This is a genomic window from Shinella sp. OV683 (genome assembly GCF_057787725.1).
Map to the genome: position 1 here is coordinate 2,222,952 of NZ_CM173543.1, position 25,375 is coordinate 2,248,326.

Here is a 25,375-nt window from a genome sequence, read left to right on the forward strand (position 1 = left end):
ATGGCGAAGCTGAAAGTTGACGGAAAAGAGATCGAGGTACCGGATCATTTCACGCTGTTGCAGGCGTGCGAGGAGGCTGGCGCCGAAGTTCCGCGCTTCTGTTTTCACGAGCGGTTGTCGGTTGCCGGCAATTGCCGCATGTGTCTGGTTGAAGTGAAGGGTGGCCCGCCGAAGCCGGCAGCCTCCTGCGCCATGGGCGTGCGCGATATCCGCGGCGGCCCGAATGGCGAATTGCCCGAGGTTTTCACCAACACTCCGATGGTCAAGAAGGCCCGCGAAGGCGTGATGGAATTCCTGCTGATCAACCATCCGCTGGATTGCCCGATCTGCGACCAGGGTGGCGAGTGCGACCTGCAGGACCAGGCGATGACCTTTGGTGTCGATGCGTCCCGCTATACCGAGAACAAGCGCGCCGTCGAAGACAAGTATATCGGACCGCTGGTCAAGACGGTGATGAACCGCTGCATCCACTGCACGCGCTGCGTCCGCTTCACGACGGAAGTTGCCGGTATCGCTGAACTCGGCCTGATCGGTCGCGGCGAAGATGCCGAGATCACGACCTATCTCGAGCAGGCCATGACATCGGAACTGCAGGGCAACGTCGTCGACCTCTGCCCGGTCGGCGCTCTGACCTCGAAGCCCTTTGCGTTTACTGCGCGTCCATGGGAACTGAACAAGACCGAATCCATCGATGTGATGGATGCGCTTGGTTCGGCCATCCGCATCGATACGCGTGGCCGCGAAGTCATGCGCGTCATGCCGCGTGTCAACGAAGACATCAACGAGGAATGGATCTCGGACAAGTCCCGCTTCATCTGGGACGGCCTGAAGACACAGCGACTCGACCGCCCCTACGTCCGCAAGGATGGCCGCCTGATTCCCGCCACGTGGCCGGAAGCTTTTGCCACCATCAAGGCTGCCGTGTCGGCAACGACGGGTGAGAAGATCGGTGCGATCGCTGGCGATCTGGCATCGGTCGAAGAAATGTACGCGCTCTCCGAACTGGTGAAGTCGCTGGGTTCGGAAAATCTCGATTGCCGCCAGGATGGCGTCGCGCTCGATCCGGCGCTCGGTCGTGCAAGCTACATCTTCAACCCGACGATTGCCGGGATCGAAGAAGCCGATGCGCTGCTGATCATCGGTGCCAATCCGCGCTACGAGGCTTCGGTGCTCAATGCCCGCATCCGCAAGCGCTGGCGCCGTGGTGAATTCCCGATTGCGGTGATCGGTGAAGCCGCTGAACTGCGCTACGACTACGAATATCTCGGTGCCGGCACGGAGACGCTTTCGGAGCTGCTCGACGGCACCAACAAGTTTGCCGCCAAGCTGAAGAAGGCCAAGAAGCCGATGATCATCGTTGGCCAGGGCGCGCTGTCGCGCACCGATGGTCGCGGTGTTCTCGCGACGATCGCCGGCCTTGCTGAAGCGGTTGGCGCGGTCAAGGCTGACTGGAATGGTCTTGCAGTGCTCCACACGGCTGCCGCACGTGTCGGTGGCCTCGATCTCGGCTTCGTGCCGGGCGAAAAGGGCGTCGATGCCGCGACCCAGGTTGCGACCATGGATGTTCTCTTCCTGCTCGGTGCGGATGAGCTCAACCTCGCCAAGAAGAGCACAAATCTTCTGGTTTACATCGGCTCGCACGGCGACAATGGCGCCCAGGCTGCCGACGTCATCCTGCCGGGTTCCACCTACACCGAAAAGTCTGGCATCTGGGTCAATACCGAAGGTCGGGTGCAGATGGGTATGCGGGCAAACTTCGCGCCGGGCGAGGCCAAGGAAGACTGGGCGATCATCCGCGCACTCTCCGACGTCCTCGGCAAGAAGCTTCCCTTTGATTCGCTTCAGCAATTGCGCGGCAAGCTTTACGCCCAGTTCCCGCATTTCGCCGAAGTCGACCAGATCAAGCCAGGCTCCTCGGACGAAATCGTCGCAGTGGCGAAAAAACCGCGGAAAATGGGCAAATCCGGATTTGCTTCTCCGGTCAAAGACTTCTATTTGACGAACCCGATAGCGCGCGCTTCGGCAGTGATGGCCGAATGCTCTGCATTGGCCCGCAACAACTTCAAGGCTGCGGCCGAATAGGCGCGGGGGACAAGGTATTATGGACGCATTTATCACGACCTATGTCTGGCCGGCGCTGATCATGATTGGTCAGTCGCTGCTGCTGCTCGTAGCGCTGCTCATCTTCATCGCCTATATCCTGCTCGCTGACCGCAAGGTATGGGCAGCCGTCCAGCTGCGCCGTGGACCGAATGTGGTGGGCCCGTGGGGACTTTTCCAGTCCTTCGCCGACCTTTTGAAGTTCATGCTGAAGGAACCGGTGATTCCCGCCGGGGCCAACAAGGCCGTCTTCCTGCTGGCGCCGCTGGTCGCCGTGACTTTGGCACTGGCGACTTACGCCGTCATCCCGCTGAACGACAACTGGGTGATTGCCAACATCAATGTCGGCATCCTCTATGTCTTTGCCATTTCCTCGCTTGAGGTCTACGGCATCATCATGGGCGGCTGGGCATCGAACTCCAAGTATCCGTTCCTCGGCGCGCTGCGTTCGGCCGCACAGATGGTCTCCTATGAAGTCTCGATCGGCTTCGTCATCGTCACCGTGCTGCTCTGCGTTGGGTCGCTGAACCTGACCGACATCGTGCTTGCCCAGAAGGATGGCATCGGGACCCGTCTTGGTCTGCCGAACTCGTTCCTCGACTGGCATTGGCTGGCGCTGTTTCCGATGTTCGTGGTGTTTTTCATCTCGGCACTGGCTGAAACCAACCGTCCGCCTTTCGATCTTCCCGAAGCGGAATCGGAACTGGTTGCCGGCTTCATGGTCGAATATGGCTCCACGCCGTACATGATGTTCATGCTCGGCGAATACGCGGCCATCGTACTGATGTGCTCGCTGACCACCATCCTGTTCCTCGGAGGCTGGCTGCCGCCGGTCGACTTCTGGCTGTTCAACTGGGTACCGGGTATTATCTGGTTTGTGCTCAAGGCGACGATGGTGTTCTTCATGTTCGCCATGGTCAAGGCTTTCGTGCCGCGCTACCGCTACGATCAGCTGATGCGTCTGGGCTGGAAGGTCTTCCTGCCGATCTCGCTGGCGATGGTCGTCATCACCGCCTTCGTCCTGAAGATTATGGGATGGGCATGATGGGCAAGTATTTTGGAATGAAGGGAGAATAAACGATGTCGGCGATCACACAGACAGTCCGCTCGTTGTTCCTGCGGGAATTCGTCAACGCGTTCTTCCTGACGCTGCGGTATTTCTTCTCGCCCAAGGCGACGGTGAACTACCCCTATGAAAAGGGACCGGTTTCCCCGCGCTTCCGTGGCGAACATGCGCTGCGTCGTTACCCGAACGGCGAGGAGCGCTGCATTGCCTGCAAGCTGTGCGAAGCGATCTGTCCCGCTCAGGCGATCACCATCGAAGCCGGCCCGCGCCGCAACGATGGTACCCGCCGCACCGTGCGCTACGACATCGACATGGTGAAGTGCATCTATTGCGGCTTTTGCCAGGAAGCGTGCCCGGTTGACGCCATCGTCGAGGGCCCGAATTTCGAATTTGCCACCGAGACCCGCGAAGAGCTCTATTTCGACAAGGAAAAGCTCCTCGACAACGGCGACCGGTGGGAGCGTGAAATCGCGCGCAACATCGCGCTGGATTCGCCTTACCGGTAATCCGGCCAAAGAATTCTTCGGCACCGGCCGAAGCGGCATGAAATCGAAACTTCCGGCGGTCTGCCGGACAGGGACGGGCAGGGGCTTTCGACAGGCTTCCCCGAAAATATAAAGGCGCCAAAATGGGTCTGCAGGCTCTGTTTTTTTATCTGTTTGCCTTCGTCGCAGTCGCGTCGGCATTCATGGTCATCTGGGCGAAGAACCCGGTTCACTCGGTTCTGTTCCTGATCCTGACCTTCGTCAACGCGGCGGGGCTGTTCCTGCTGACGGGGGCTGAGTTCCTGGCGATGATCCTCCTGGTCGTCTATGTCGGCGCGGTTGCGGTGCTGTTCCTGTTCGTGGTGATGATGCTCGATATCGACTTCGCCAAGCTTCGATCTGGCGCGTTGGAATATGCTCCCGTCGGTGTGCTCGTCGGTCTTATCGTTGCGGCTGAACTGATCATTGTCATCGGTGGTTCGACGCTGTCGCCGAAGATTGCCGGCACGATCTCGATGCCAATCCCGGATCCCGCAAAGCGCACCAACACCGCAGCGCTCGGCGATGTTCTTTATACCCACTACATCTTCTTCTTCCAGATCGCCGGCCTGGTGCTTCTGGTCGCCATGATCGGCGCGATCGTGCTTACCCTCAAGCATCGCACCGACATCAAGCGGCAGAATATCGCTCGTCAGGTCGCCCGTACGCCGAAAACCGCAATTTCGATCGTCAACCCCAAGCCCGGCCAAGGGCTCTAAGGAAGACGAAGGATCAGGACCATGGAAATCACAATCGGCCACTATCTCACCGTCAGCGCCATCCTCTTCATGCTGGGCGTCTTCGGTATTTTCCTGAACCGGAAAAACGTCATCGTCATCCTGATGTCGGTCGAGCTCATCCTGCTCGCCGTCAACATCAACATGGTGGCGTTCTCGGCGTTCCTCAATGACATCACCGGCCAGGTGTTTGCCTTGTTCATTCTGACCGTTGCCGCTGCGGAAGCCGCGATCGGTCTTGCAATACTCGTCGTCTTCTATCGCAATCGGGGCACGATCGCGGTTGAAGACGTCAACATGATGAAGGGCTGAGAAGGCTATGATCATCTACAAACTCATTGTCTTCCTGCCACTGCTCGGTGCGATCATCGCCGGTCTGGGCGGCAATTCGATCGGGGCAAAGGCGTCGGAATATGTCACGACCGGCCTGATGCTGATCGTTGCAGTCCTGTCCTGGGTGGTGTTCTTCAATGTCGCGCTTGGCGACCAGGAACACATCACGATTCCAGTCATGCGCTGGGTGCAGTCAGGCGGCGTGGATGTCGAATGGGCTTTCCGCATCGATACGCTGACGGCGGTGATGTTCGTCGTCGTCAACTCGGTGTCGAGCCTCGTGCATGTCTATTCGATCGGCTACATGCATCACGATCCGCATCGCCCGCGCTTCTTTGCCTATCTGTCGCTGTTCACCTTCGCCATGCTGATGCTGGTGACTTCCGACAACCTGCTGCAGATGTTCTTCGGCTGGGAAGGCGTGGGTCTGGCGTCCTATCTGCTGATCGGCTTCTGGTACAAGAAGCCATCAGCCAATGCAGCAGCCATCAAGGCGTTCGTTGTCAACCGCGTCGGCGACTTCGGCTTTGCGCTGGGCATCTTCGGACTGTTCGTGCTGTTCGGCTCGATCAATCTGGAATCGATCTTCGCCGCTGCCGCCACGTACCTACCGGCTGCTGCCGAACATGGTGCCGATGCAGCCGCCGCGACCGGCGAGCATGCTGTTGTGACGGACGCGGTCATCAACCTCTTCGGCATGCAGCTCGACAAGGCCGGTGCGATCACCGCAGTCAGCCTGTTGCTGTTCATGGGCGCGATGGGCAAGTCGGCGCAGTTCCTTCTGCACACTTGGCTGCCGGACGCCATGGAAGGCCCGACGCCTGTGTCGGCGCTCATCCATGCCGCAACCATGGTCACCGCCGGCGTCTTCCTCGTTGCCCGTATGTCACCGATCTTCGATCTGTCGCAGACCGCGCTTAACGTGGTTGTTCTGGTCGGCGCGATCACCGCCTTCTTTGCTGCCTCGGTCGGCCTGGTGCAGAACGACATCAAGCGCGTCATCGCCTATTCGACCTGCTCGCAGCTCGGCTACATGTTCGTGGCGCTCGGCACGGGTGCCTATGGCGCGGCGATCTTCCACCTGTTCACGCACGCCTTCTTCAAGGCTCTGTTGTTCCTCTGCGCGGGCTCGGTCATCCATGCCGTCTCCGACGAGCAGGACATGCGTTACATGGGCGGTCTTCGGACGCATATCCCCAAGACATTCTGGACGATGATGATCGGCACCATTGCCATCACCGGCGTCGGCATCCCTGGCACCCTGATCGGTACCGCCGGTTTCTTCTCCAAGGATGCGATCATCGAAGCGTCGTTTGCCGGCCACGGTCCGCTTGCAGGCTTTGCCTTCACGTTGCTCGTCATTGCTGCCGTGTTCACCAGCTTCTATTCATGGCGCCTGATTTTCATGACGTTCTTCGGCAAGCCGCGCGCTCCCCACGATGTCATGCATCACGTGCATGAATCACCGAATGTCATGCTGGTGCCGCTCTATCTCCTGGCGCTCGGCGCGCTGCTGTCGGGCTTCATCTTCCATGACTACTTCTTCGGCGAACATTATGCCGAATTCTGGAAGGGCGCCCTGTTCACGCTGCCGACAAACGAGATCCTCGAGCATTATCACCACGTACCGCTCTGGGTTAAGTGGAGTTCGTTCGTGGCGATGGTGGTGGGTCTGGTCACGGCCTGGGTATTCTACATCCGCTCACCCTGGATTCCGCCGTATCTCGCGAGCCAGCAAAGTGGTCTTTACAAGTTCCTGCTCAACAAGTGGTACTTCGACGAGCTCTATGATCTCCTGTTCGTGCGCTCGGCCAAGTGGCTTGGCCGCTTCCTGTGGAAGGAAGGCGATGGGCGGGTTATCGACGGCTACGGCCCGAACGGCATTGCGGCGAGGGTCGTCGATGTCACAGGTCGTGTCGTCCGCCTGCAGACGGGTTACCTCTACCACTATGCATTTGTAATGCTGATCGGCATTGCTGCCCTTGTAACCTGGATGATGCTCGGGAGTTCATTCTGATGTCCGGTTGGCCTATTCTTTCGCTGGTTACCTTCCTGCCCTTGGTGGGTGCCGGTCTGCTGCTGCTGATGCGCAGCGACAGCGACGCCGGACGGCAAAATGTCCTCTACATCGCCCTTGCGACGACTGTCGTCACCTTCATCGTCTCGCTGTTCATCTGGGCAGGCTTTGACAATTCGAATGCCGGTTTCCAGTTCGTCGAGAAGGCGGAGTGGCTGAACAGCGGCATTTCTTATCATCTCGGCGTTGACGGCATCTCCATGCTGTTCGTCATCCTGACGACGTTCCTGATGCCCTTCTGCGTGCTGGCCAGTTGGCTTTCGATCGAAAAGCGCATCAAGGAATACATGATCGCCTTCCTGCTGCTCGAAACGCTGATGATCGGCGTGTTCGTGTCGCTCGACATCGTGCTGTTCTACGTGTTCTTCGAAGCAGGCCTGATCCCGATGTTCATCATCATCGGCGTCTGGGGTGGCAAGGATCGCGTCTATGCATCCTACAAGTTCTTCCTCTATACGCTGCTCGGCTCGGTGCTGATGCTGCTGGCGATCATGGCGATGTACTGGGATGCCGGCACGACCGACATCACCCAGCTCCTGGCCCACAAGTTCCCGGCTGAAATGCAGACCTATCTATGGCTAGCGTTTTTCGCCTCGTTTGCGGTGAAGATGCCGATGTGGCCGGTGCATACATGGTTGCCTGACGCACACGTTCAGGCGCCAACGGCGGGCTCGGTGATCCTGGCGGGTATTCTGCTGAAGCTCGGCGGATACGGTTTCCTGCGGTTCTCGCTGCCGATGTTTCCGCTGGCGTCGGAGTATTTCGCACCCTTCGTCTTCTCGCTGTCGGTGATTGCCATCATCTACACGTCGCTCGTGGCGCTGATGCAGGAAGACATCAAGAAGCTGATCGCCTATTCCTCGGTCGCCCATATGGGCTACGTGACCATGGGCATCTTTGCCGCCAATGTGCAGGGCGTGCAGGGCGCGATCTTCCAGATGCTTTCGCACGGCATCGTCTCTGGCGCACTCTTCCTTTGCGTCGGTGTGGTCTATGATCGGACCCATACCCGCGAAATTTCTGCATATGGCGGCCTTGTCAACAACATGCCGAAATATGCTGTTGCCTTCATGGTGTTCACCATGGCCAATGTCGGTCTTCCCGGCACATCGGGCTTTATCGGTGAATTCCTGACCCTGTTGGGCGCCTTCCGCGCCAATACCTGGGTGGCGCTGTTTGCAACGACGGGTGTTGTTCTTTCGGCTGCCTATGCGCTGTGGCTCTATCGTCGGGTTATCTTCGGCGCGCTCGAGAAGGACAGCCTGAAGAAGCTGTTCGACCTCTCGCCGCGCGAGCAGTTGATCCTCTATCCGTTGGTTGCGCTCACGATCTTCTTCGGTGTCTATCCGGCTCCCGTCTTCGATGCGACGGCTGCCTCGGTGGATCTCCTTGTCAACAATTATACCGCCGCCGTTCAGGCAGCGCATGATGTCGCCTCGGCGGCGTACTGATCACAGGACTTTGCAAAATGATTGCTGATACCATTGTCGCAAGTCTAAGCCTCTCGGCACCGGAACTGATCATCGCAGCCGGTGCCCTGGCGCTGCTGATGATCGGTGTGTTCGGAGGAGAGAAATCCGCTCCCGCCGTCACCTGGCTTTCAGTGCTGTTGCTCGTCATCGCCGCGATCTGGGTGATCTGGGTTCCGTCGAACGGCTCTGCCTACAATGACGCATTCCGCTCAGACGGCTTTTCGCGCTTTATGAAAGTTCTGGCGCTGATCGGCTCTGCGGTGGCGCTGATCATGTCGCTCAGCCAGGCCAGGGCCAACAATATCGACAAGTTCGAATATCCGGTTCTGGTCGTGCTTTCGACGCTCGGCATGATGCTGATGATTTCGGCCAACGATCTTATCTCGCTCTACATGTCGCTCGAACTGCAGTCGCTGGCGCTCTATGTCGTCGCGGCGATGAACCGCGATTCCGCCCGTTCGACGGAAGCCGGCCTCAAGTATTTCGTGCTCGGCGCTCTTTCCTCGGGCATGATGCTTTACGGCATGTCGCTGGTCTACGGTTTTACCGGTCACACTGGCTTTGCCGATATCGCCACCGCGCTGTCGAGCGAAACCCGCTCGCTCGGCCTGGTCTTCGGCCTGGTTTTCGTGCTGGCTGGCGTCGCGTTCAAGATCTCGGCCGTGCCGTTCCACATGTGGACGCCGGACGTCTATGAAGGCGCGCCGACACCGGTCACGGCCTTTCTTGCCGGCGCTCCGAAGGTTGCCGCGATGTCGATCTTCGTGCGCGTTGTCATGGAAGCCTTCCAGCCGATCTTCCACGACTGGCAGCAGATCGTGGTGTTCATCTCGATCGCCTCGATGGTGCTGGGATCGTTTGCCGCCATCGGCCAGAGCAATATCAAGCGACTGATGGCCTATTCGTCTATCGGTCATATGGGCTATGCGCTTGTCGGCCTCGCCGCCGGCAGCCAGGAGGGCGTCTCCGGCGTTGCGCTCTATATGGCAATCTACCTGGTCATGACGATGGGCACATTCGCGATCATCCTGTCGATGCGCGGCAAGGACGGTCAGGCGCTGGAACGGGTAGATGATCTCGCCGGCCTTTCGACCACCAATCCGCTGATGGCGACCGTATTGACCGCGATGATGTTTTCGCTTGCCGGCATCCCGCCGCTCGCCGGCTTCTTTGCGAAATACTTCGTGTTCGTCGCGGCGATCAAGGCGGGCCTTTATGCGCTTTCGGTGATCGGCGTTCTCGCCTCGGTCGTGGGTGCCTACTATTACCTGCGCATCGTCAAGCTGATGTGGTTTGATGCCGCGACCAGGGAAATCGCCCGCGTTCCGGGCAGCCTCAAGGTCATCTTCAGCATCGCCGGCCTGTTCGTTCTGGGTTATGTGCTGATCGGTGGGCCGATCGGCACGGCGGCTGAAGCGGCTGCGGCAGCGCTGTTTTGACGGTGGGCAATCCGGGGCGCTACGGAATCGATCGGTTCCGGCATGAAGCGCTCGGGGATGTCGGCTCGACCAATACCGTGTGCATGGAAATGGCGCGCGCCGGCGACCCAGGCAATGTCTGGGTCACGGCGCGCCGTCAATTGGGCGGACGCGGTAGACGCGGGCGGGTGTGGATCTCTGAGCCCGGAAATCTGTATGCCTCGCTACTGCTGATCGATCCGGGGCCGGCATCGGCGGTCGGATCGCTGCCAATTGCGGTCGCATTGGCACTTTATCGCGCCATTGTCGGGGAAATGCCGTGGGCTGCCGAGCGCGTTGCGATCAAGTGGCCGAACGACATCCTGGTCGATGACAAGAAGGTCTCCGGCATTCTTGTGGAGGCTGAAAATCTTGGTGATGGCAGGCAGGCTGTGGTGATCGGCTGTGGCGTCAACGTCGCCCATCGACCGGACAATCCGCTCTATCCGACCATCACGCTGACTGAAGCAGGTGTAACAACATCGCCGGAAAGCCTGTTTGCCCGATTGATGCAGGAGATGGCCGAGGTTCTGATTGCATGGAACGAGGGCAGGGGCATCGCCACTGTCGTTGATGGGTGGAAGCGGCATGTAAAAGGTATCGGCGGGGCGATCACGGTCAACCTGCCGGACAGGTCGATATCCGGTGTGTTTTCCGGTATAGAAGATGATGGCCGGTTGCAACTGCGATTGCCGACCGGCGAAGTGATGCCGATCGCCTCGGGCGACGTGTTTTTCTCTTGAAGAGTAGGTACTGAGTTTCATGGCCGCAAACGACGAACTGGTGTTCCTCCCCCTGGGTGGGGTGGGCGAGATTGGTATGAATCTCGCGCTTTACGGTTTTGGCCCGCGCGAACATCGCAAGTGGATCATGGTCGATTGCGGTGTGTCTTTCGCCGGACCCGAACTGCCGGGCGTCGAACTGATCCTGCCGGATATCAGCTTCATCGAGGCCGAGCGCGAAAATCTCCTGGCGCTGTTCATCACCCATGCGCATGAGGACCACTACGGCGCTGTCCGGGATCTCTGGCCACGGCTGAACGTGCCGCTTTACGCCTCGCCGTTTACGGCTGGCATGCTGGAAGCCAAGGGCGATTACGACAAGACAGGTGACAAGATCCCGGTCAAGAATATGCAGCCGGGGATGCGGATCGAGGTTGGTCCGTTCTCGATCGAGCCGGTGACCGTGGCGCATTCCATTCCCGAAGCGATGTCGCTGGTCATTCGCACGCCGCTCGGCAATGTTATCCATACCGGCGACTGGAAGATCGATCCGGCGCCGTCGCTCGGCAAGGGCACCGACGAGGCACGTTTCCGCCAGGTCGGCGACGAGGGCGTGCTGGCGCTGATCTGCGATTCCACCAATGCGCAGCGCGAAGGCGATTCTCCTTCGGAGATGGAAGTCTCGGCGAGTCTCGCGGAAGTCATCCGCAACGCTGCCGGCCGCGTTGCCGTCACCACCTTCTCTTCGAACGTCGGGCGCATCAAATCGATCGCGTTGGCTGCTGAGGAAGCTGGCCGCGAAGTGCTGTTGCTCGGCTCGTCGATGCGCCGTGTGACCAATGTCGCCGACGACCTCGGCATGCTCGAAGGTATCGAGCCGTTCATCGCCGAGGATGAATTCGGCTATCTGCCGCGTGAAAATGCGGTTGTCATCCTGACCGGCAGCCAGGGTGAGTCGCGTGCTGCACTCGCCAAGATTGCCCGCGACGAGATGCGCAACATCGGCTTTACCAAGGGCGACACATTCGTGTTTTCCTCGCGCACCATTCCGGGCAACGAGAAGGCTATTCTCGAAATCAAGAACGCCCTGATCGACCAGGGCATGATCGTCGTCTCCGATACCGATGCGCTCGTGCATGTCTCCGGCCATCCACGCCAGAACGAACTCAAGCGCATGTATGAATGGACGCGGCCGCAGATCCTGGTGCCCGTGCATGGCGAGGCTGCGCATCTGCACGCGCATGCCGAACTCGGCGTGAGGGCCGGAATCGCCCAAGTCGCCGAAGTGCGCAACGGCGGCATGCTGCGGCTTGCTCCAGGCCCTGCCGTCATCATCGATCAAGCGCCGCATGGCCGCATCTTCAAGGACGGCAACCTGATCGGCGATATCGACGAGATGGGGATCGGCGACCGCCGCAAGCTGTCTTTTGCCGGCCATGTCGCGGTCAACATCATCCTCGACAGCCGCTATGATTTCCTTGACGATCCCGATGTCACGGCTTTCGGTCTGCCGGCAGAGGACGAGGATGGCGAGGACATGGAAGACCTGCTCTATGACGCCGTCCTCAGCGCCGTCGAGAGCATTCCGCGCGTCAAGCGCAAGGACCTCGACATGGTCAAGGAGGCTGCGCGTCGCGCGGTCCGGTCTGCGGCAAATAATAGCTGGGGCAAGAAACCGATTGTGACTGTGTTCGTCACGCGGGTATAAAGGCCCGAGATTTAACCGAAAGCCATCGCCATGCCTTGGGTATCCGTATTCGCCGAGTATTTCATCTGCTGGTGGATCACGCTGTTCATCGTGCTGCCGATCGGCTTGCGCACACAGGGCGATGAGAACAGCGTCGTCAACGGCACCGTCGAAAGCGCACCGGCCAAATTCCGGCCGCTGCGGGTGTTCCTGATGACGACGGTGCTGGCGGGTGTGTTCTACGCGATCTGGTATGTCGCCACCACAGTGCTGGGTCTCAACGCGCTGTCATTTCCGCGCATCGTCCCGCAGTTCAAGTGATCTCAGTTGTCGTGCTCAGTCTTCGTTGTCAGAGCTGGCCACCTTGCGACTATGCTGAGAGGCCTGGAACCGGATGCGTCTTGCGACGGCTCGGCACACGGTCGCGCAGTCGACGATAGTGTCTGGCAAGCGCCATTTCCTGACCACATGCCGTTGCCTGGCGCGGCCCCTTACATCAGTTTTATAGCGGTTTTATGACAGGATGAGTTCGCTCCCGGTGAGCAAGCAGGTCTGGAACAGGCTGTTCTTGTGTTTTTTGATCAATTGCCTCACAAGCGGGCGAATGCTCAATTAACCGCGCATTAATCCTACTGTGAGTGCAGATAGCGGGGGCGCACGGCCATACTCTCCGGTGATTGGACATCCAAATTAAAGTCAAAAAAAAACAAGGCATAAAGCCTTGTTTTTCATTAATTTTCGCGTGACCTATTTCCCTTGCGGGGGCAGCGGGTTAGCGCGCCTAAGATCCCATCCTCCCAAGACTTGACCGCGAGTTTGGCAAGGATTTGAACTCCTTGCCTTATTTATGGCCGGACCGTAGCCCAAGATTTAAGCGTTGTCATCCGCTTTTTTGCAAAAATGCGACACATAGGAAAAAAAATTTCGTTGACAAAATAAAACTTGCTATCGCAGTGAATTCAGGGCTTTCAGGCGCCAGAATACGATGCCGTAGCATGCTTGTTAAGCGGGGATACTCATTCACCGGCGAAAATTTCATTTACTTCGTGCCCATGATTTGAGCAGCCTCGCCTGAGATGTACTTCCGTTTGCAACATTTCGGCAAATCCGCAGCCTGCGGGTTTTCTTCCGCCTGTGAAGCCGATATGAAAACGGGGAAATTCGAACTCAGCCACGCGATTCTGCTCGAAGATTGTAGAACGCTTGCATTTCTGGATCCGTATTATGCGTCTTTCCCGTTACTTCCTGCCCATACTGAAAGAGAATCCCAAGGAGGCGGAAATCGTCTCCCACCGGTTGATGCTGCGTGCCGGCATGATCCGCCAGCAAAGCCAGGGAATCTATTCATGGTTGCCGCTGGGCAAGCGAGTTCTCGACAAGGTCAACAAGATTGTCCGGGAAGAACAGAATCGCGCTGGCGCCATCGAACTCTTGATGCCGACTCTGCAGTCGGCCGATCTATGGCGCGAAAGCGGTCGCTATGACGCCTATGGCAAGGAGATGCTGCGCATCAAGGACCGCCAAGATCGCGAGATGCTCTACGGTCCCACCAACGAGGAAATGATCACCGAGATCTTCCGCTCGTCCGTGAAGTCGTACAAGGACCTGCCGCTCAACCTCTATCACATCCAGCTGAAATTCCGCGACGAGGTGCGTCCGCGTTTCGGCACGATGCGCTCGCGCGAATTCCTGATGAAGGACGCCTATTCCTTCGATCTCGACCGCGAGGGAGCCGAGCATTCCTATCGCAAGATGTTCGCTGCCTATCTCCGCACTTTCGATCGGCTCGGGCTGCGCGCCATTCCCATGCGTGCCGATACCGGCCCGATCGGCGGCAATCTCAGCCACGAATTCATTATCCTGGCCGATACCGGCGAGTCGGAGGTCTATTCGCACAAGGATTTCGTCAAATTCGATATCCCTGCCGAAGACACCAATTTCGATGATGTTGCCGGCCTGCAGGCAATTTTCGACAAATGGACCTCGGTTTATGCCGCTACATCGGAAATGCACGACGAGGCAGCCTTCAATGCCATTCCCGAGGGCGAGCGCCTTTCGGCACGCGGTATCGAAGTCGGCCACATTTTCTACTTTGGCACCAAGTATTCCGAGGCCATGGGCGCGAGCGTCCAGGGGCCGGATGGCAAGCAGCATGTCGTGCATATGGGCTCCTACGGCATCGGCCCGACACGCCTTGTTCCAGCCATCATTGAAGCTTCACATGATGACAATGGAATCATCTGGCCTAAATCCGTGGCGCCTTTCGACGTCTCAATCATCAACATGAAATCTGGCGACACAGCTTGCGATACTGCGAGCGAATCCCTCTACGCCCAGCTTTCCAAGGCTGGTTTCGACGTTCTCTATGACGATACCGACGATCGCGCCGGGGCGAAGTTCGCGACCGCGGACCTGATCGGCGTGCCGACTCAGATCATTGTCGGGCCGCGCTCGATCGCCAATGGCGAAGTCGAACTGAAGGACCGCAAGTCCGGCGAACGCGAGACGCTGACGATGGAATCGGCGCTCAACAAGATTTTGGCAGCCAACTGAACGGTGTGGGAATGAACGAAGCGACTGCGGTTTCGGAGGGGGCGGCGCCTGCGGCATCCGCACGACCATTCTCCACCTTCGAGCGTATCGTGGCGCTCCGCTATCTCCGGCCCCGCCGCAAGGAAGCCTTCATTTCGGTGATTGCAGGCTTCTCCTTTGTCGGCATCATGCTGGGCGTAGCGACGTTGATCATCGTCATGGCTGTGATGAACGGCTTCCGCACCGAACTGATTAGCCGGATTCTGGGCATTAACGGCCACATGATCGTCCAGCCGATCGATGGCACGCTCAACGACTACGCTGACCTCTCTGCCAAGTTCGCCAAGATCCCGGGCATCAAGATGGCGATCCCGATGATCGACGGCCAGACGCTGGCCTCCGGCAAGAACGGCGCCGGCACCGGCGCTCTGGTGCGTGGCATCCGGGCCGAGGACCTGACCAAACTCAAGATGGTGGCCGACAACATCAAGCAAGGCGATCTTGTGGGCTTTGCGGCGGGCGACGGCGTGGCGATCGGCAGCCGGCTTGCCGAACAACTCGGGCTTTCAGAAGGCGATTCCATAACGCTGATTGCTCCCGATGGCGACGTGACGCCGATGGGCGTCAATCCCAGGGTCAAGAGTTATAAGGTTTCGGCGATCTTCGAGATCGGCATGTCGGAATATGATGCCTCGATCATCTTCATGCCGTTCGAGGAAGCGCAGCTCTATTTCAATGCCGAGGGCATTGCGCAATCCATCGAGATCTTCGTCGACAAGCCGGACGAGATCGAGGACATGCGGCTGAAAGTCGAGGACGCGGCTGCCCGGCAAATCTACATCACCGACTGGCGACAGCGAAACAAGACGTTCTTCTCCGCGCTTGCAGTGGAGCGCAACGTGATGTTCATGATTCTAACGCTGATCGTGCTGGTCGCGGCGCTGAACATCATTTCCGGGTTAATCATGCTGGTGAAGGACAAGGGCAGCGACATCGCCATCCTGCGCACCATGGGTGCCACGTCCGGTTCGATCATGCGGATCTTCTTCATGACCGGGGCGGCCATCGGCGTGACCGGGACGTTTGCCGGCGTGTTGCTGGGCGTGGTGGTCTGCCTGAATGTAGAGGGCATTCGGGAGTTCTTCTCCTGGCTTTCCGGCACGACGCTGTTTAATCCCGAACTCTATTTCCTCAGCCAGTTGCCAGCGGAGATGAATTTCGGCGAAACGATGACGGTGGTCGTCATGGCGCTTGTCCTGTCTTTCTTCGCGACGATTTTCCCAGCCTGGCGGGCGTCCCGGATCGATCCGGTCCAGGCCTTGCGTTACGAATAGGGTTCGAGATGGCTGGTGCCGAAATCTTAAAGATAGAGAATGTCGGCCGCCATTTCGGCGAGAGCGAGTTTCGCCTCGACATCCTGAAGGATGCCAATCTGTCAATGCGCAAGGGCGAGATAATCGGTCTCGTGGCGCCATCGGGCACGGGTAAGTCGACACTGCTGCATCTGGCGGGCCTGCTCGAACGGCCTGACACCGGCAATATCTATGTCAACGGTCGTGATTGCGGTTCGCTGGATGACAGCGAGCGGACGACGATCCGCCGTTCGGAGATCGGCTTCGTCTACCAGTTTCACCATCTGCTGCCGGAATTCTCTGCCGTCGAAAACGTGATGATGCCGCAGATGATCGCCGGCCTGTCGCGCAAGGAAGCCCGCGAGCGCGGCAGCCAGCTGCTTGACTATATGCGGGTTGGCCATCGCGGTGAACATCGGCCGTCCGAACTCTCCGGTGGTGAGCAACAACGCGTGGCGATCGCCCGTGCCGTGGCCAATGCACCGCTGATCCTGCTGGCCGACGAGCCGACCGGCAATCTCGATCCCGCGACGGCGCATTATGTCTTCGATGCATTGGAGGCTTTGGTGCGCCAGTCGGGCCTCGCGGCGATGATCGCAACCCACAATCACGAACTGGCCGCCCGGATGGATCGTCGGGTGACGCTCGAAGACGGCCAGATCGTCGAATTGTAAGCCGGCTTACTTCAACGTGAACCGCTGCTCGATATCCGACGTCTTCTTCGAATTGAGGTCGTTGAAGGTGTATTTCAGCACATAATCGCCGGCAGGCACCGCCGACACGTCCAGCGTCAGCGGCGTATAGATCTCGAACAGCGGCTCGCGGCTGGTGATTTTGAAATTGCCGAATGCTTTCTGCACGGCGAGGATCTCGCCAGAGGGATTGCGCAATTCGAAATCCACGGTGAATTGCGATTGCACCTGGCTACCTTCGGCCGGCCGCCAGGCAAGGCCGATCGGTTCGGCATAGGTGATCAGCGATGAGCCCACCGGGAATTCATTGCTCTTGACCCTGTTGTAATTGCCGAAGATCACCGGCTTTTCGCTGACGAAGAATGCCTTGCGGATATTGAATGGGATCTTCTCTGAGGCTTGGGCGAGGGACTGGCGCAGCTTTTCGTAAGCGGCCAACCCATCGCCCCTGTCGATCAACGCATCAGCTTCGGTGCCGAGATCGGCGAGCGGCCCGGCATGTGCCGGAAGGCAAAGCGCCGCGAGGCAAAGTGCGGGAACAAGCAGGCATCCGCGAAAAGTCTTCAACATGCTCGTCTCAGCCAAAGCCAAACCTTTCCGTGAATCATCGATGTCCACCTGCTCTTGAATTAGGTCCGTATATTTCGATTCGGTCAAGAATTGAGGCGGAGCGTCGTAGCGAGCCAGGCGCAAATCTGCGTGATGACCATATCGGTCGTGGATGGCGAGTAGGCGTCTCCCGCAATGACGTGGCGGTTGGGATCGTCGGTATGTTCGACTGATATCACCCGATGCGGTCCACCCCAGCGCTTCGCCATGCTGACAGTCCCTGTGGGATCCACAATCCTGTCGTCCGGCGAATAGAAGAACAGCGCCGGCGTATGGATCGCCTCCACCTTGGTCTTTCTGGCGAGCGAAATGACCCGCGCCATCGGCAGCAGGGCTTCGGTGGGGTAGTTGGTTGTCCATATCTTGCGCTGCAGATCGGTGCGGGCCTCAGCGTTGCGCGTCCGTCCCAGAGTGATATGGACGAGCTGGCGCGCAAACGGCGCATTGAGTAGGAAGGCGCCGACCGTCCTCAGCCCATAGTTGGGAGAGATCAAAACGGCTGCTGCGACTTTTTCCGCAAGTCGAGGCCGGGAAAGTGCCCATGTGGCCAGCGCACCACCGGTGGAGACCCCCATCAGGATGACCTTTTCGCCCAGTGCTTCGCCGATGTCGATTGCCTCGCCGATGTCGTCGAGCCAGTCCTCGATGTTGGCGCGTCCGAGGGCAGCGCCATCGACGCCATGACCGGTGAGACGGGCGAAAAACAGATTCGCCTTGATGTTGGTTGCCACCCGGTCCGGGACGGGGCGGATCTCGCCGGCAGAAGCTGAAAAGCCGTGGAAATAGACGATGGCGAAGGCGGTGCGTCTCCTATCCGGATGCGCCCAGACGATCTGTTTTTCGGAACCCGGCCGAATGCCTGGTATCTGCGCCTCGGAAGCCCGGACATAGGCTTCGGGATCGTCCGCGATCGTCGGGGAATGAGACTTCAAATCTGAGGCGCCAGTCATGCCTTTTCTCCATGCAGGATGAGCAGTCTAGCACGGCGCTGCTTACGGGGAATTTAAGGCAGAACTTTCATGGAATTTGCTGCGTCAAAACCTCTTTCGCCGGCAATGGGCCTATGCTACACGACGGACATGGCTGGATTTTTCTCAAAATTGTTTGGCGGTTCCTCGTCTGGCGGCTCTACCCCGTCGAAGGAGCATATGCAGAAAATCGGTGAATACACCGTCTATGCGACCCCTCGCAAGGAAGGCGCGCAGTATCGCCTTGCCGGCCGCATCGAGCATGAGGCCAATGGCCAGGTGCTGGTCCGCAATTTCGTCCGTGCCGACCTGTTCTCCAGCGAGACAGACACAGTCGAAACGACGTTCCGCAAGGCCAAGCAGATCATCGACCAGCATGGCCCGGGACTGTTCAACGATGGCGCTGCCGAGCGCCAGGTTTAAATTCAAGTCACCCGTCATCATCAATGCATGAAGTCCGGCTCCTGCCGCTCAAGCAAGGTCTTGAGGTCGGCGAGGTGGCGGTCGCATTGGTCGGGGTAATCGTCCATTTCCTTGGCGACCTTCTCGGCAACCTCGTCACTCAGCACCCTCAGCTTCTGGCCGGTCATCAGCGCCTTGATATAGGTCTCGGCGGCGCGCTCGAAATAATACATCCGGTTGAAGGTATCGGCGACGTCCTTGCCGATCACCAGCACGCCGTGATTGCCCATGATCATCACCTTGTGCTGCGGATTGCCGAGCAGGCGGGCGCAGCGCTCGCCCTCGTTTTCAAATGCCAGCCCGCCGTAGCTGTCATCGATGACATAGCGATTGAAGAAGGTGGCACAGTTCTGGTCGATCGGCAGCAGCCGCGAGTCCGCCAGCGATGCCAGCACCGTGGCGTGGATCGAATGGACGTGCATCATGCAACGTGCATGCGGTACATGGCGGTGGATTGCGCCATGCAGGCCCCAGGCCGTGGGATCGGGCGCATTGGGCTGGTCCATCGTATTGGGATCGTTGGCATCCAGCAACAGCAGGCTCGATGCCTTGATTAGTGAGAAATGCACCTGATTGGGGTTCATCAGGAATTTCGTGCCGTCGTCGTTGACGGCGAGGGAGAAGTGGTTGGCCACCGCCTCGTGCATGTTCAGGCGCGCAGTCCAGCGGAAGGCGGCAGCGAGATCGACGCGCTCCTGATAGAAGGGCAGATTGTCCAGCCGGTGGACCGATGCAGCGCTGACAGACATGTGACACTCCCTATTCGTTCGTCGCCCGGAGGATGAACGCCTAGGCCATTGCCGTCAATCGGATCGGTGGAAGTTCTGGGCAAGACTGGCAAAAAGGATTTTGGGTCTAGCGCCCGTTAGAATTTGCTCTGCTTGCTTCCGACAGGTGCCGGGCTGGCCGGCGCCGCTTGGTTGTTGCCGGCGTGGCATGGTGTTCACGCGGCGGGTTTCCGTCCGTGGCATGAAGAATGAGACCGGAGAGCCGCGCGAAAGCGTTGCCTCTGGTTTTGTTTATTAATGGCTTCGCTTTCGCGCGGCCACGAGGTGTTCTTCGGAGCCTGTCCGGGCTCCTTCAGACGCAGTCCTGCTTCGCTGCACGAGGATTTTAAGCCTCGCTTGCATGGCGGACCCAAACCGACCTCCGGACAGGAGGAAGGGGGAAGCCTGTGACGACGGCATCTTGCAATGCCGCAGCGTCCCGCGTCTCTTTCGTCTCGTTTCATACGTTTTGAAACAAGACGAAAGCACCCCATTCCGCCTGCACACGAACGTCTCGCGATACACTCCGGCAGCGGAACAGGGGTATTATAAAGGAGGTGTGGAGGGCGGGGATATTGGCGGATAAGAGATTGAGGATGTTGATATATTTCGATTCGGATGATCGGCGGATTTGGATTGTTTTCGCGGGATGACCCCCGCTCTTGCAAAATCTACGACTTAACAACTGCGAGCGCTCTTGCTGACTGCCGCACCGTTTCCGGACGCAGATGTTAAGCCGTGATTTTGCTTTCTCGCTGAGATAGGCGCTCGCGGTTTTCGTTTTGCCCAAATCGATTGTTGAGGCTGCTGAACATTCGAGGATAGATGGAGGCGAGGCAGTAGCGGCGGGTTTATCTCGCCCCCGGCGGGCGAGAAAGCGATTTCAACTCTTAGACTTCGCGTCCGGAAACAGTTCGACTAACGCGGCGCTGCTCGCAAAGCCTAAGTGTTAGAAATCGCAAGAGCGGGGGGCATAAGCCCCACTCAATCTACTCAGCCGCAATCCGCTTGATTGGCCGCCGCTCCAGCAGGTCTTTGAGGAACTGGCCTGTATAGGAGCGTTCTTCCTTGACCACCTGCTCCGGCGTGCCCTGGGCGATGATCTCGCCGCCGCCATCGCCGCCTTCCGGGCCGAAATCGAGGATCCAGTCGGCAGTCTTTATGACTTCGAGATTGTGCTCGATGACCACGACAGAATTGCCCTGGTTGACCAGTTCATGCAGCATTTCCAGGAGCTTGACGACGTCGTGGAAATGCAGGCCGGTGGTTGGCTCGTCGAGGATGTAGAGCGTTCGGCCGGTGGATTTCTTTGACAGTTCCTTGGCCAGCTTGACGCGCTGTGCTTCACCGCCCGAAAGCGTGTTGGCCTGCTGGCCGACCTTGATATAGCCGAGCCCGACTTCGCGGAGCGCGATCAGCTTGTCGCGCACGGCGGGCACGGCGGCGAAGAAATCGCAGCCTTCCTCGACCGTCATGTCGAGCACGTCGGAAATCGACTTTCCCTTGAAATGGACGTCGAGCGTCTCGCGGTTGTAGCGCTTGCCGTGGCAGACGTCGCAGGTGACGTAGACATCCGGCAAGAAGTGCATCTCGATCTTGATGACGCCATCGCCCTGGCAGGCTTCGCAGCGGCCGCCCTTGACGTTGAAGGAAAAGCGGCCGGGTGCATAGCCGCGTGTCTTGGCTTCCGGCAGACCTGCAAACCAGTCGCGGATCGGTGTGAACGCGCCGGTATAAGTGGCGGGATTGGAGCGCGGCGTACGGCCGATCGGCGACTGGTCGATGTCGATGACCTTGTCGATATTCTCGAATCCGTCGATCCGGTCGTGTTCGGCCGGATTTTCGCGCGCGCCCATGACGCGGCGGGCCGCAGCCTTGTAAAGCGTCTCGATGAGGAAGGTGGACTTGCCACCACCGGAAACGCCGGTAACCGCGGTGAAAATACCGAGCGGAATGGCCGCCGTCACGTCCTTCAGATTGTTGCCGCGCGCGCCAAAAATCTTGATTTCCTTGCCCTTCTTTGGCTTGCGGCGCTCCGAAGGAACGGAAACGGAAAGTTCGCCCGACAGATATTTGCCTGTCAGCGAATTCGGATTGGCCATGATGTCGGCGGGTGTGCCCTGAGCCACTACCTCGCCGCCATGGATACCGGCGGCCGGGCCGATATCGACGACATAATCGGCGGTCAGGATCGCGTCCTCGTCATGTTCGACGACGATGACCGTATTGCCGATGTCACGGAGATGCTTGAGTGTATCAAGCAGGCGGGCATTGTCACGCTGGTGCAGGCCGATCGACGGTTCGTCGAGCACATAGAGCACGCCTGTGAGGCCCGAGCCGATCTGCGAGGCCAGCCGGATGCGCTGGCTTTCGCCGCCCGACAACGTGCCGGAATTGCGCGCCAGCGTCAGATATTCGAGGCCGACATCGTTGAGGAATTTCAGCCTGTCGCGGATCTCCTTGAGGATGCGAACGGCAATCTCGTTCTGCTTGCTGGTGAGATGTGCAGGCAGTTCGTTGAACCAGGTGTTGGCGACACGGATCGACATTTGCGAGACCTGGCCGATATGCAGCTTGTCGATCTTGACGGCCAGCGCTTCGGGCTTCAGGCGGAAGCCATTGCAGACGGGGCAGGGCGCCTGGCTCATGAAGCGCTCGATGTCCTCGCGCGACCAGGCGGAATCGGTTTCCTTCCAGCGCCGCTCGAGGTTGGGAATGATGCCCTCGAAGGTCTTGGTCGTCTGGTAGGAGCGTGCGCCATCGGCGTAGTGGAAAGTGATTTCCTTGCTTCCCGTGCCATTGAGAATGGCGTCCTGCGCCTCTTCCGTCAGCTCGTTCCAGCGGGCGGAAAGCTTGAAACCATAGGCCTTGCCGAGTGCTTCCAGCGTCTGGTTATAATAGGGGGAGACCGACTTGGCCCAGGGAGCAATCGCACCGTCGCGCAGTGTCCGCTGCTGCTCGGGCACGATCAGGTCGGCGTCGATCTTCTGCTGGGTGCCGAGGCCGTCGCAGGACGGGCAGGCGCCGAACGGATTGTTGAACGAGAACAGGCGCGGCTCGATTTCGGTAATGGTGAAACCGGAGACCGGGCAGGCGAATTTTTCCGAGAACATCACCCGTTCGTGGGTTTCGTTGGCGGATTTGTTGGCCGAGCCGCCTTCAGCTGTGTCTTCCGGCGGCAGCGGTCGGTCGGCATACTCGGCGATCGCCAGGCCGTCGGCGAGCGTCAGGCAGGTCTCAAGACTGTCAGCCAGCCGGCTGGCCATATCGGGGCGTACGACGATGCGGTCGACCACGACATCGATATCGTGCTTGTATTTCTTGTCGAGCACCGGGGCTTCGGCGATCTCGTAGAACTGGCCGTCGATCTTGACGCGCTGAAAACCCTTCTTCATCAGCTCGGCGAGTTCCTTCTTGTACTCGCCCTTGCGGCCGCGAACCAGCGGCGCGAGGATATAGAGCCGCGTACCTTCCTCGAAGGCGAGGATGCGGTCGACCATCTGGCTGACGGTCTGGCTCTCGATCGGCAGGCCGGTCGCAGGCGAATAGGGCACCCCGACGCGGGCAAACAGCAGGCGCATATAGTCATAGATTTCGGTGACCGTGCCGACCGTCGAACGCGGATTGCGCGACGTCGTCTTCTGCTCGATCGAGATGGCCGGTGACAGGCCGTCGATCTGGTCGACATCCGGCTTCTGCATCATTTCCAGGAACTGCCGCGCATAGGCCGACAGGCTTTCGACATAGCGGCGCTGGCCTTCGGCATAGATCGTATCGAAGGCAAGTGACGACTTGCCCGAACCCGACAGGCCGGTCATGACGATCAGGCTGTTGCGGGGCAGGTCGAGGTCGATGCCCTTGAGGTTGTGCTCGCGCGCGCCGCGGATGGAAATGGTCTTGAGTTCGCTCATCTTGCCTGCTTCATGGTCTAGTTCTTATGACGGGCATCTGGTTCTTATGACGGGCATCTGGTTCTTATAACGGGACATGCTGACATTGGTTGTCAGGGGCCTCCCACAAATTCCGGTTTTCCACAGCGTCACGACTCGATTGACATCGTTTGCGAGATTGGATAGAACAAAAACGGAACGAATGGAAGTCCCGAAATCTGTGGATTGCAGCGGCCGCGGGGGCGTAATAGTCGCACCAAACGAGTAAAGTCGGCGAGACTATGGCTCCGGGGCGTTGACCGTCCCTTTTCGAGAACAGGATATTGGTATGGCGGGCAGTGTAAACAAGGTTATTCTGATTGGCAATGTTGGTGCCGACCCGGAAATCAGGCGTACGCAGGACGGCCGGCCGATCGCCAACCTTCGCATCGCCACCTCGGAACAGTGGCGCGACAAGAATTCCGGCGAGCGCCGCGAGAAGACCGAATGGCACACTGTCGTGGTCTTCAACGAGGGCCTGTGCAAGGTCGTCGAGCAATATGTCAAGAAGGGCGCCAAGCTCTATATCGAGGGCGCGCTGCAGACCCGCAAATGGCAGGACCAGAGCGGCGCCGAGCGCTACTCCACTGAAATCGTGCTGCAGGGCTTCAACTCGACGCTGACCATGCTCGATGGTCGCGGTGAAGGCGGCGGCCGCGTTCAGGGCGGTTACGACGACAATATGGATTCCGGATACGGCGGCAGCGACAACCGCTCGAGCCAGCCGGCCCGTTCGCAGCCGGCAGCCCGCGCACCGCAGAATGCGCCGTCCTTCTCGCGTGACATGGACGACGACATTCCGTTCTGATCGCTTGTTGAGCAATGGAAATATCGGGAGCGGCGCCGGGTTTGCCCGGAGCTGCTCCTTTGCGTTTATGCGGCGAGACGCTTTGGTGCGCATGCTTCGCAAATCGCGGTGATGTGCCGATGGTCGGTCCCGCAGCAACCGCCAAGAATGCGCATATCGGGATAGTCTTTGCGCAGAGCATGATAGCGCCGGGCAAGATCGGTGGGATCGCCGATATCGAGTTCGGTGGATTCGTCGAGTTCCTGATGGCTTTTGGTCGATGAATTGGCGCGAATGCCCACGATCCGCCTTACCCAGTCCTCGCCGTTTTTGAGCGCCTGGTCGAAATGCGTGGGATGGGCGCAGTTGACCATGTAGTAGATTGGCGAGCCGCCGGTGGCGTCGTCCGTGCGCTCGATCGCTTCGCGCAACGTCGTACCATTCACCAGCTTGCCATCGGTCTCGACCGTGAACGAAATAGCGCAAGGCATGCTGTTTGCCTTGGCGGCGCGGGCTATGCCGATAGGCTCTCCCGTCGTATTCATGGTGAAGGCCGCGACCAGGTCGGCTGCTGATTTGGCAAAGGCGCCAATCTGCAGCGAATGGTAGTCTTCCGCTTCGTGCGGATCCATATTGCCCGCCTTATAGCCGTCGCCGCGCGGACCGATGACGCCTTCCAGCACGACAGGCGTATCGGCAGTCTCCCAACGTTGCCGCAAGCTGTCGAGGAAATCCATGGAGCGGATGTTGAGGGCGACCAGTGCCTCGAGGTCATAGCCGAGCTTTAGACCCCAATCCGGGTTGGCCCGCCATGTCGGTGCATCCAGGATGAAGCCGACCCCGCGATCTCGGGCAGCATCCACGTAGGGCTCGAAATAGCGGATGATTTCGGCGCGCCCGTCTTCGTTGTCGACCAGCGGAAATGATGCGAAATGGGGCAGATCCATGCCGCGGTGGAAGATAAACGTCGTTTCCATTCCGCCGTCGGTAAGAAAGTCGCCGCCCTTCAGCTGCGGAAGGTCGTGTCGATATTTTGCCATGGGATGCCTCCGATATTGCAACAGAGCGTCCGGCTGCTTTATGCAGCTGCATCGAGATATGA

Annotated in this window: 22 protein-coding genes; 16 read left to right on the plus strand and 6 right to left on the minus strand. The window is 59.0% G+C overall.

Features of this window, described 5'->3' with window-relative positions; genetic code table 11:
- The 11 genes from nuoG to ACXHRN_RS10660 all read left to right on the plus strand — a co-directional run bounded on the left by nuoG (position 1) and on the right by ACXHRN_RS10660 (position 12,496).
- Complete coding sequence (gene nuoG, locus ACXHRN_RS10610) at positions 1-2,082, plus strand: NADH-quinone oxidoreductase subunit NuoG (RefSeq protein WP_488641279.1); 2,082 nt, start codon at positions 1-3, stop codon at positions 2,080-2,082.
- Between the two features lie 19 nt (positions 2,083-2,101).
- Positions 2,102-3,145, plus strand: coding sequence for an NADH-quinone oxidoreductase subunit NuoH (gene nuoH / locus ACXHRN_RS10615; RefSeq protein WP_488641280.1), 1,044 nt, complete (start codon positions 2,102-2,104; stop codon positions 3,143-3,145).
- 35 nt (positions 3,146-3,180) lie between these two features.
- Complete coding sequence (gene nuoI / locus ACXHRN_RS10620; protein ID WP_488641281.1) at positions 3,181-3,672, plus strand: NADH-quinone oxidoreductase subunit NuoI; 492 nt, start codon at positions 3,181-3,183, stop codon at positions 3,670-3,672.
- Between the two features lie 122 nt (positions 3,673-3,794).
- Positions 3,795-4,409: an NADH-quinone oxidoreductase subunit J gene (locus ACXHRN_RS10625; protein ID WP_488641282.1), complete on the plus strand. Its 615-nt coding sequence runs from the start codon at positions 3,795-3,797 to the stop codon at positions 4,407-4,409.
- Positions 4,410-4,430: 21 nt separating this feature from the next.
- Complete coding sequence (nuoK, locus tag ACXHRN_RS10630) at positions 4,431-4,739, plus strand: NADH-quinone oxidoreductase subunit NuoK (RefSeq protein ID WP_488641283.1); 309 nt, start codon at positions 4,431-4,433, stop codon at positions 4,737-4,739.
- Positions 4,740-4,746: 7 nt separating this feature from the next.
- Positions 4,747-6,777: an NADH-quinone oxidoreductase subunit L gene (nuoL, locus tag ACXHRN_RS10635; protein WP_488641284.1), complete on the plus strand. Its 2,031-nt coding sequence runs from the start codon at positions 4,747-4,749 to the stop codon at positions 6,775-6,777.
- Positions 6,777-8,288 (plus strand): NADH-quinone oxidoreductase subunit M, encoded by a 1,512-nt coding sequence (locus ACXHRN_RS10640; protein WP_488641285.1) that lies wholly within the window; start codon positions 6,777-6,779, stop codon positions 8,286-8,288. The genes nuoL and ACXHRN_RS10640 overlap by 1 nt, the downstream gene beginning before the upstream one ends.
- 17 nt (positions 8,289-8,305) lie before the next feature.
- Entirely contained in the window at positions 8,306-9,748 is a 1,443-nt protein-coding gene (nuoN, locus tag ACXHRN_RS10645) for an NADH-quinone oxidoreductase subunit NuoN (RefSeq protein ID WP_488641286.1), read from the plus strand.
- Positions 9,745-10,509, plus strand: a complete 765-nt coding sequence (locus ACXHRN_RS10650; RefSeq protein ID WP_488641287.1) for a biotin--[acetyl-CoA-carboxylase] ligase — start codon at positions 9,745-9,747, stop codon at positions 10,507-10,509. Before nuoN ends, ACXHRN_RS10650 begins: the two co-directional genes overlap by 4 nt.
- Positions 10,510-10,528: 19 nt before the next feature.
- A complete protein-coding gene (locus tag ACXHRN_RS10655; protein WP_488641288.1) occupies positions 10,529-12,196 on the plus strand; it encodes a ribonuclease J in 1,668 nt (555 codons plus the stop codon).
- Positions 12,197-12,226: 30 nt separating this feature from the next.
- A complete protein-coding gene (locus ACXHRN_RS10660; protein WP_488641289.1) occupies positions 12,227-12,496 on the plus strand; it encodes a DUF1467 family protein in 270 nt (89 codons plus the stop codon).
- Between the two features lie 695 nt (positions 12,497-13,191).
- On the opposite strand, the gene ACXHRN_RS10665 is transcribed toward ACXHRN_RS10660, so the two are convergent.
- Positions 13,192-13,350 carry a hypothetical protein gene (locus ACXHRN_RS10665; protein ID WP_488641290.1) on the minus strand — a complete coding sequence of 53 codons (159 nt, stop codon included), beginning with the start codon at positions 13,348-13,350 and terminating at the stop codon, positions 13,192-13,194.
- A gap of 49 nt (positions 13,351-13,399) precedes the next feature.
- Between ACXHRN_RS10665 and proS the strand changes: the two genes are divergently transcribed.
- Genes proS through ACXHRN_RS10680 form a run of 3 tightly spaced genes read left to right on the plus strand, consistent with a single transcriptional unit; the run spans position 13,400 to position 16,733 of the window.
- Positions 13,400-14,728 (plus strand): proline--tRNA ligase, encoded by a 1,329-nt coding sequence (gene proS, locus ACXHRN_RS10670; protein WP_488641291.1) that lies wholly within the window; start codon positions 13,400-13,402, stop codon positions 14,726-14,728.
- An 11-nt stretch (positions 14,729-14,739) separates the two neighbouring features.
- Entirely contained in the window at positions 14,740-16,041 is a 1,302-nt protein-coding gene (locus ACXHRN_RS10675; RefSeq protein ID WP_488641292.1) for a lipoprotein-releasing ABC transporter permease subunit, read from the plus strand.
- Positions 16,042-16,049: 8 nt separating this feature from the next.
- Positions 16,050-16,733 carry an ABC transporter ATP-binding protein gene (locus tag ACXHRN_RS10680; RefSeq protein ID WP_488641293.1) on the plus strand — a complete coding sequence of 228 codons (684 nt, stop codon included), beginning with the start codon at positions 16,050-16,052 and terminating at the stop codon, positions 16,731-16,733.
- Between the two features lie 6 nt (positions 16,734-16,739).
- Here ACXHRN_RS10680 and ACXHRN_RS10685 read toward each other — a convergent pair whose 3' ends face one another.
- The gene (locus tag ACXHRN_RS10685) at positions 16,740-17,321 is read right to left on the minus strand and encodes a hypothetical protein (RefSeq protein ID WP_488641294.1); all 582 of its coding nucleotides are present in this window, start codon (positions 17,319-17,321) and stop codon (positions 16,740-16,742) included.
- Between the two features lie 83 nt (positions 17,322-17,404).
- A complete protein-coding gene (locus ACXHRN_RS10690) occupies positions 17,405-18,310 on the minus strand; it encodes an alpha/beta hydrolase (RefSeq protein WP_488641295.1) in 906 nt (301 codons plus the stop codon).
- A gap of 129 nt (positions 18,311-18,439) precedes the next feature.
- Here ACXHRN_RS10690 and ACXHRN_RS10695 point away from each other — a divergent pair, with 129 nt between their 5' ends.
- Positions 18,440-18,751: an HlyU family transcriptional regulator gene (locus tag ACXHRN_RS10695; RefSeq protein WP_488641881.1), complete on the plus strand. Its 312-nt coding sequence runs from the start codon at positions 18,440-18,442 to the stop codon at positions 18,749-18,751.
- A 20-nt stretch (positions 18,752-18,771) separates the two neighbouring features.
- On the opposite strand, the gene ACXHRN_RS10700 is transcribed toward ACXHRN_RS10695, so the two are convergent.
- Positions 18,772-19,539: a class II aldolase and adducin N-terminal domain-containing protein gene (locus ACXHRN_RS10700; RefSeq protein ID WP_488641296.1), complete on the minus strand. Its 768-nt coding sequence runs from the start codon at positions 19,537-19,539 to the stop codon at positions 18,772-18,774.
- 1,007 nt (positions 19,540-20,546) lie between these two features.
- Positions 20,547-23,468 (minus strand): excinuclease ABC subunit UvrA, encoded by a 2,922-nt coding sequence (uvrA, locus tag ACXHRN_RS10705; RefSeq protein WP_488641297.1) that lies wholly within the window; start codon positions 23,466-23,468, stop codon positions 20,547-20,549.
- Between the two features lie 307 nt (positions 23,469-23,775).
- On the opposite strand from uvrA, the gene ACXHRN_RS10710 reads away from it, so the two are divergent.
- A complete protein-coding gene (locus ACXHRN_RS10710; protein ID WP_488641298.1) occupies positions 23,776-24,294 on the plus strand; it encodes a single-stranded DNA-binding protein in 519 nt (172 codons plus the stop codon).
- Between the two features lie 65 nt (positions 24,295-24,359).
- Here the strand turns inward: ACXHRN_RS10710 and ACXHRN_RS10715 are convergent, their stop codons facing one another.
- Positions 24,360-25,313: a homocysteine S-methyltransferase family protein gene (locus ACXHRN_RS10715; RefSeq protein ID WP_488641299.1), complete on the minus strand. Its 954-nt coding sequence runs from the start codon at positions 25,311-25,313 to the stop codon at positions 24,360-24,362.
- Positions 25,314-25,375 lie beyond the last annotated feature (62 nt).

What these genes read in the sequence shown, in the direction of transcription:
- proS (WP_488641291.1), top strand. Translation starts at nt 13,400, where the DNA reads ATGCGTCTTTCCCGTTACTTCCTGCCCATACTGAAAGAGAATCCCAAG.
- ACXHRN_RS10625 (WP_488641282.1), top strand. Translation starts at nt 3,795, where the DNA reads ATGGGTCTGCAGGCTCTGTTTTTTTATCTGTTTGCCTTCGTCGCAGTC.
- ACXHRN_RS10680 (WP_488641293.1), top strand. Translation starts at nt 16,050, where the DNA reads ATGGCTGGTGCCGAAATCTTAAAGATAGAGAATGTCGGCCGCCATTTC.
- ACXHRN_RS10675 (WP_488641292.1), top strand. Translation starts at nt 14,740, where the DNA reads ATGAACGAAGCGACTGCGGTTTCGGAGGGGGCGGCGCCTGCGGCATCC.
- ACXHRN_RS10685 (WP_488641294.1), bottom strand. Translation starts at nt 17,321, where the DNA reads ATGTTGAAGACTTTTCGCGGATGCCTGCTTGTTCCCGCACTTTGCCTC.
- ACXHRN_RS10700 (WP_488641296.1), bottom strand. Translation starts at nt 19,539, where the DNA reads ATGTCTGTCAGCGCTGCATCGGTCCACCGGCTGGACAATCTGCCCTTC.
- nuoL (WP_488641284.1), top strand. Translation starts at nt 4,747, where the DNA reads ATGATCATCTACAAACTCATTGTCTTCCTGCCACTGCTCGGTGCGATC.
- ACXHRN_RS10660 (WP_488641289.1), top strand. Translation starts at nt 12,227, where the DNA reads ATGCCTTGGGTATCCGTATTCGCCGAGTATTTCATCTGCTGGTGGATC.
- nuoH (WP_488641280.1), top strand. Translation starts at nt 2,102, where the DNA reads ATGGACGCATTTATCACGACCTATGTCTGGCCGGCGCTGATCATGATT.
- ACXHRN_RS10695 (WP_488641881.1), top strand. Translation starts at nt 18,440, where the DNA reads ATGGCTGGATTTTTCTCAAAATTGTTTGGCGGTTCCTCGTCTGGCGGC.
- ACXHRN_RS10715 (WP_488641299.1), bottom strand. Translation starts at nt 25,313, where the DNA reads ATGGCAAAATATCGACACGACCTTCCGCAGCTGAAGGGCGGCGACTTT.
- ACXHRN_RS10655 (WP_488641288.1), top strand. Translation starts at nt 10,529, where the DNA reads ATGGCCGCAAACGACGAACTGGTGTTCCTCCCCCTGGGTGGGGTGGGC.
- nuoG (WP_488641279.1), top strand. Translation starts at nt 1, where the DNA reads ATGGCGAAGCTGAAAGTTGACGGAAAAGAGATCGAGGTACCGGATCAT.
- nuoN (WP_488641286.1), top strand. Translation starts at nt 8,306, where the DNA reads ATGATTGCTGATACCATTGTCGCAAGTCTAAGCCTCTCGGCACCGGAA.
- ACXHRN_RS10690 (WP_488641295.1), bottom strand. Translation starts at nt 18,310, where the DNA reads ATGACTGGCGCCTCAGATTTGAAGTCTCATTCCCCGACGATCGCGGAC.
- uvrA (WP_488641297.1), bottom strand. Translation starts at nt 23,468, where the DNA reads ATGAGCGAACTCAAGACCATTTCCATCCGCGGCGCGCGCGAGCACAAC.
- ACXHRN_RS10710 (WP_488641298.1), top strand. Translation starts at nt 23,776, where the DNA reads ATGGCGGGCAGTGTAAACAAGGTTATTCTGATTGGCAATGTTGGTGCC.
- nuoI (WP_488641281.1), top strand. Translation starts at nt 3,181, where the DNA reads ATGTCGGCGATCACACAGACAGTCCGCTCGTTGTTCCTGCGGGAATTC.
- nuoK (WP_488641283.1), top strand. Translation starts at nt 4,431, where the DNA reads ATGGAAATCACAATCGGCCACTATCTCACCGTCAGCGCCATCCTCTTC.
- ACXHRN_RS10640 (WP_488641285.1), top strand. Translation starts at nt 6,777, where the DNA reads ATGTCCGGTTGGCCTATTCTTTCGCTGGTTACCTTCCTGCCCTTGGTG.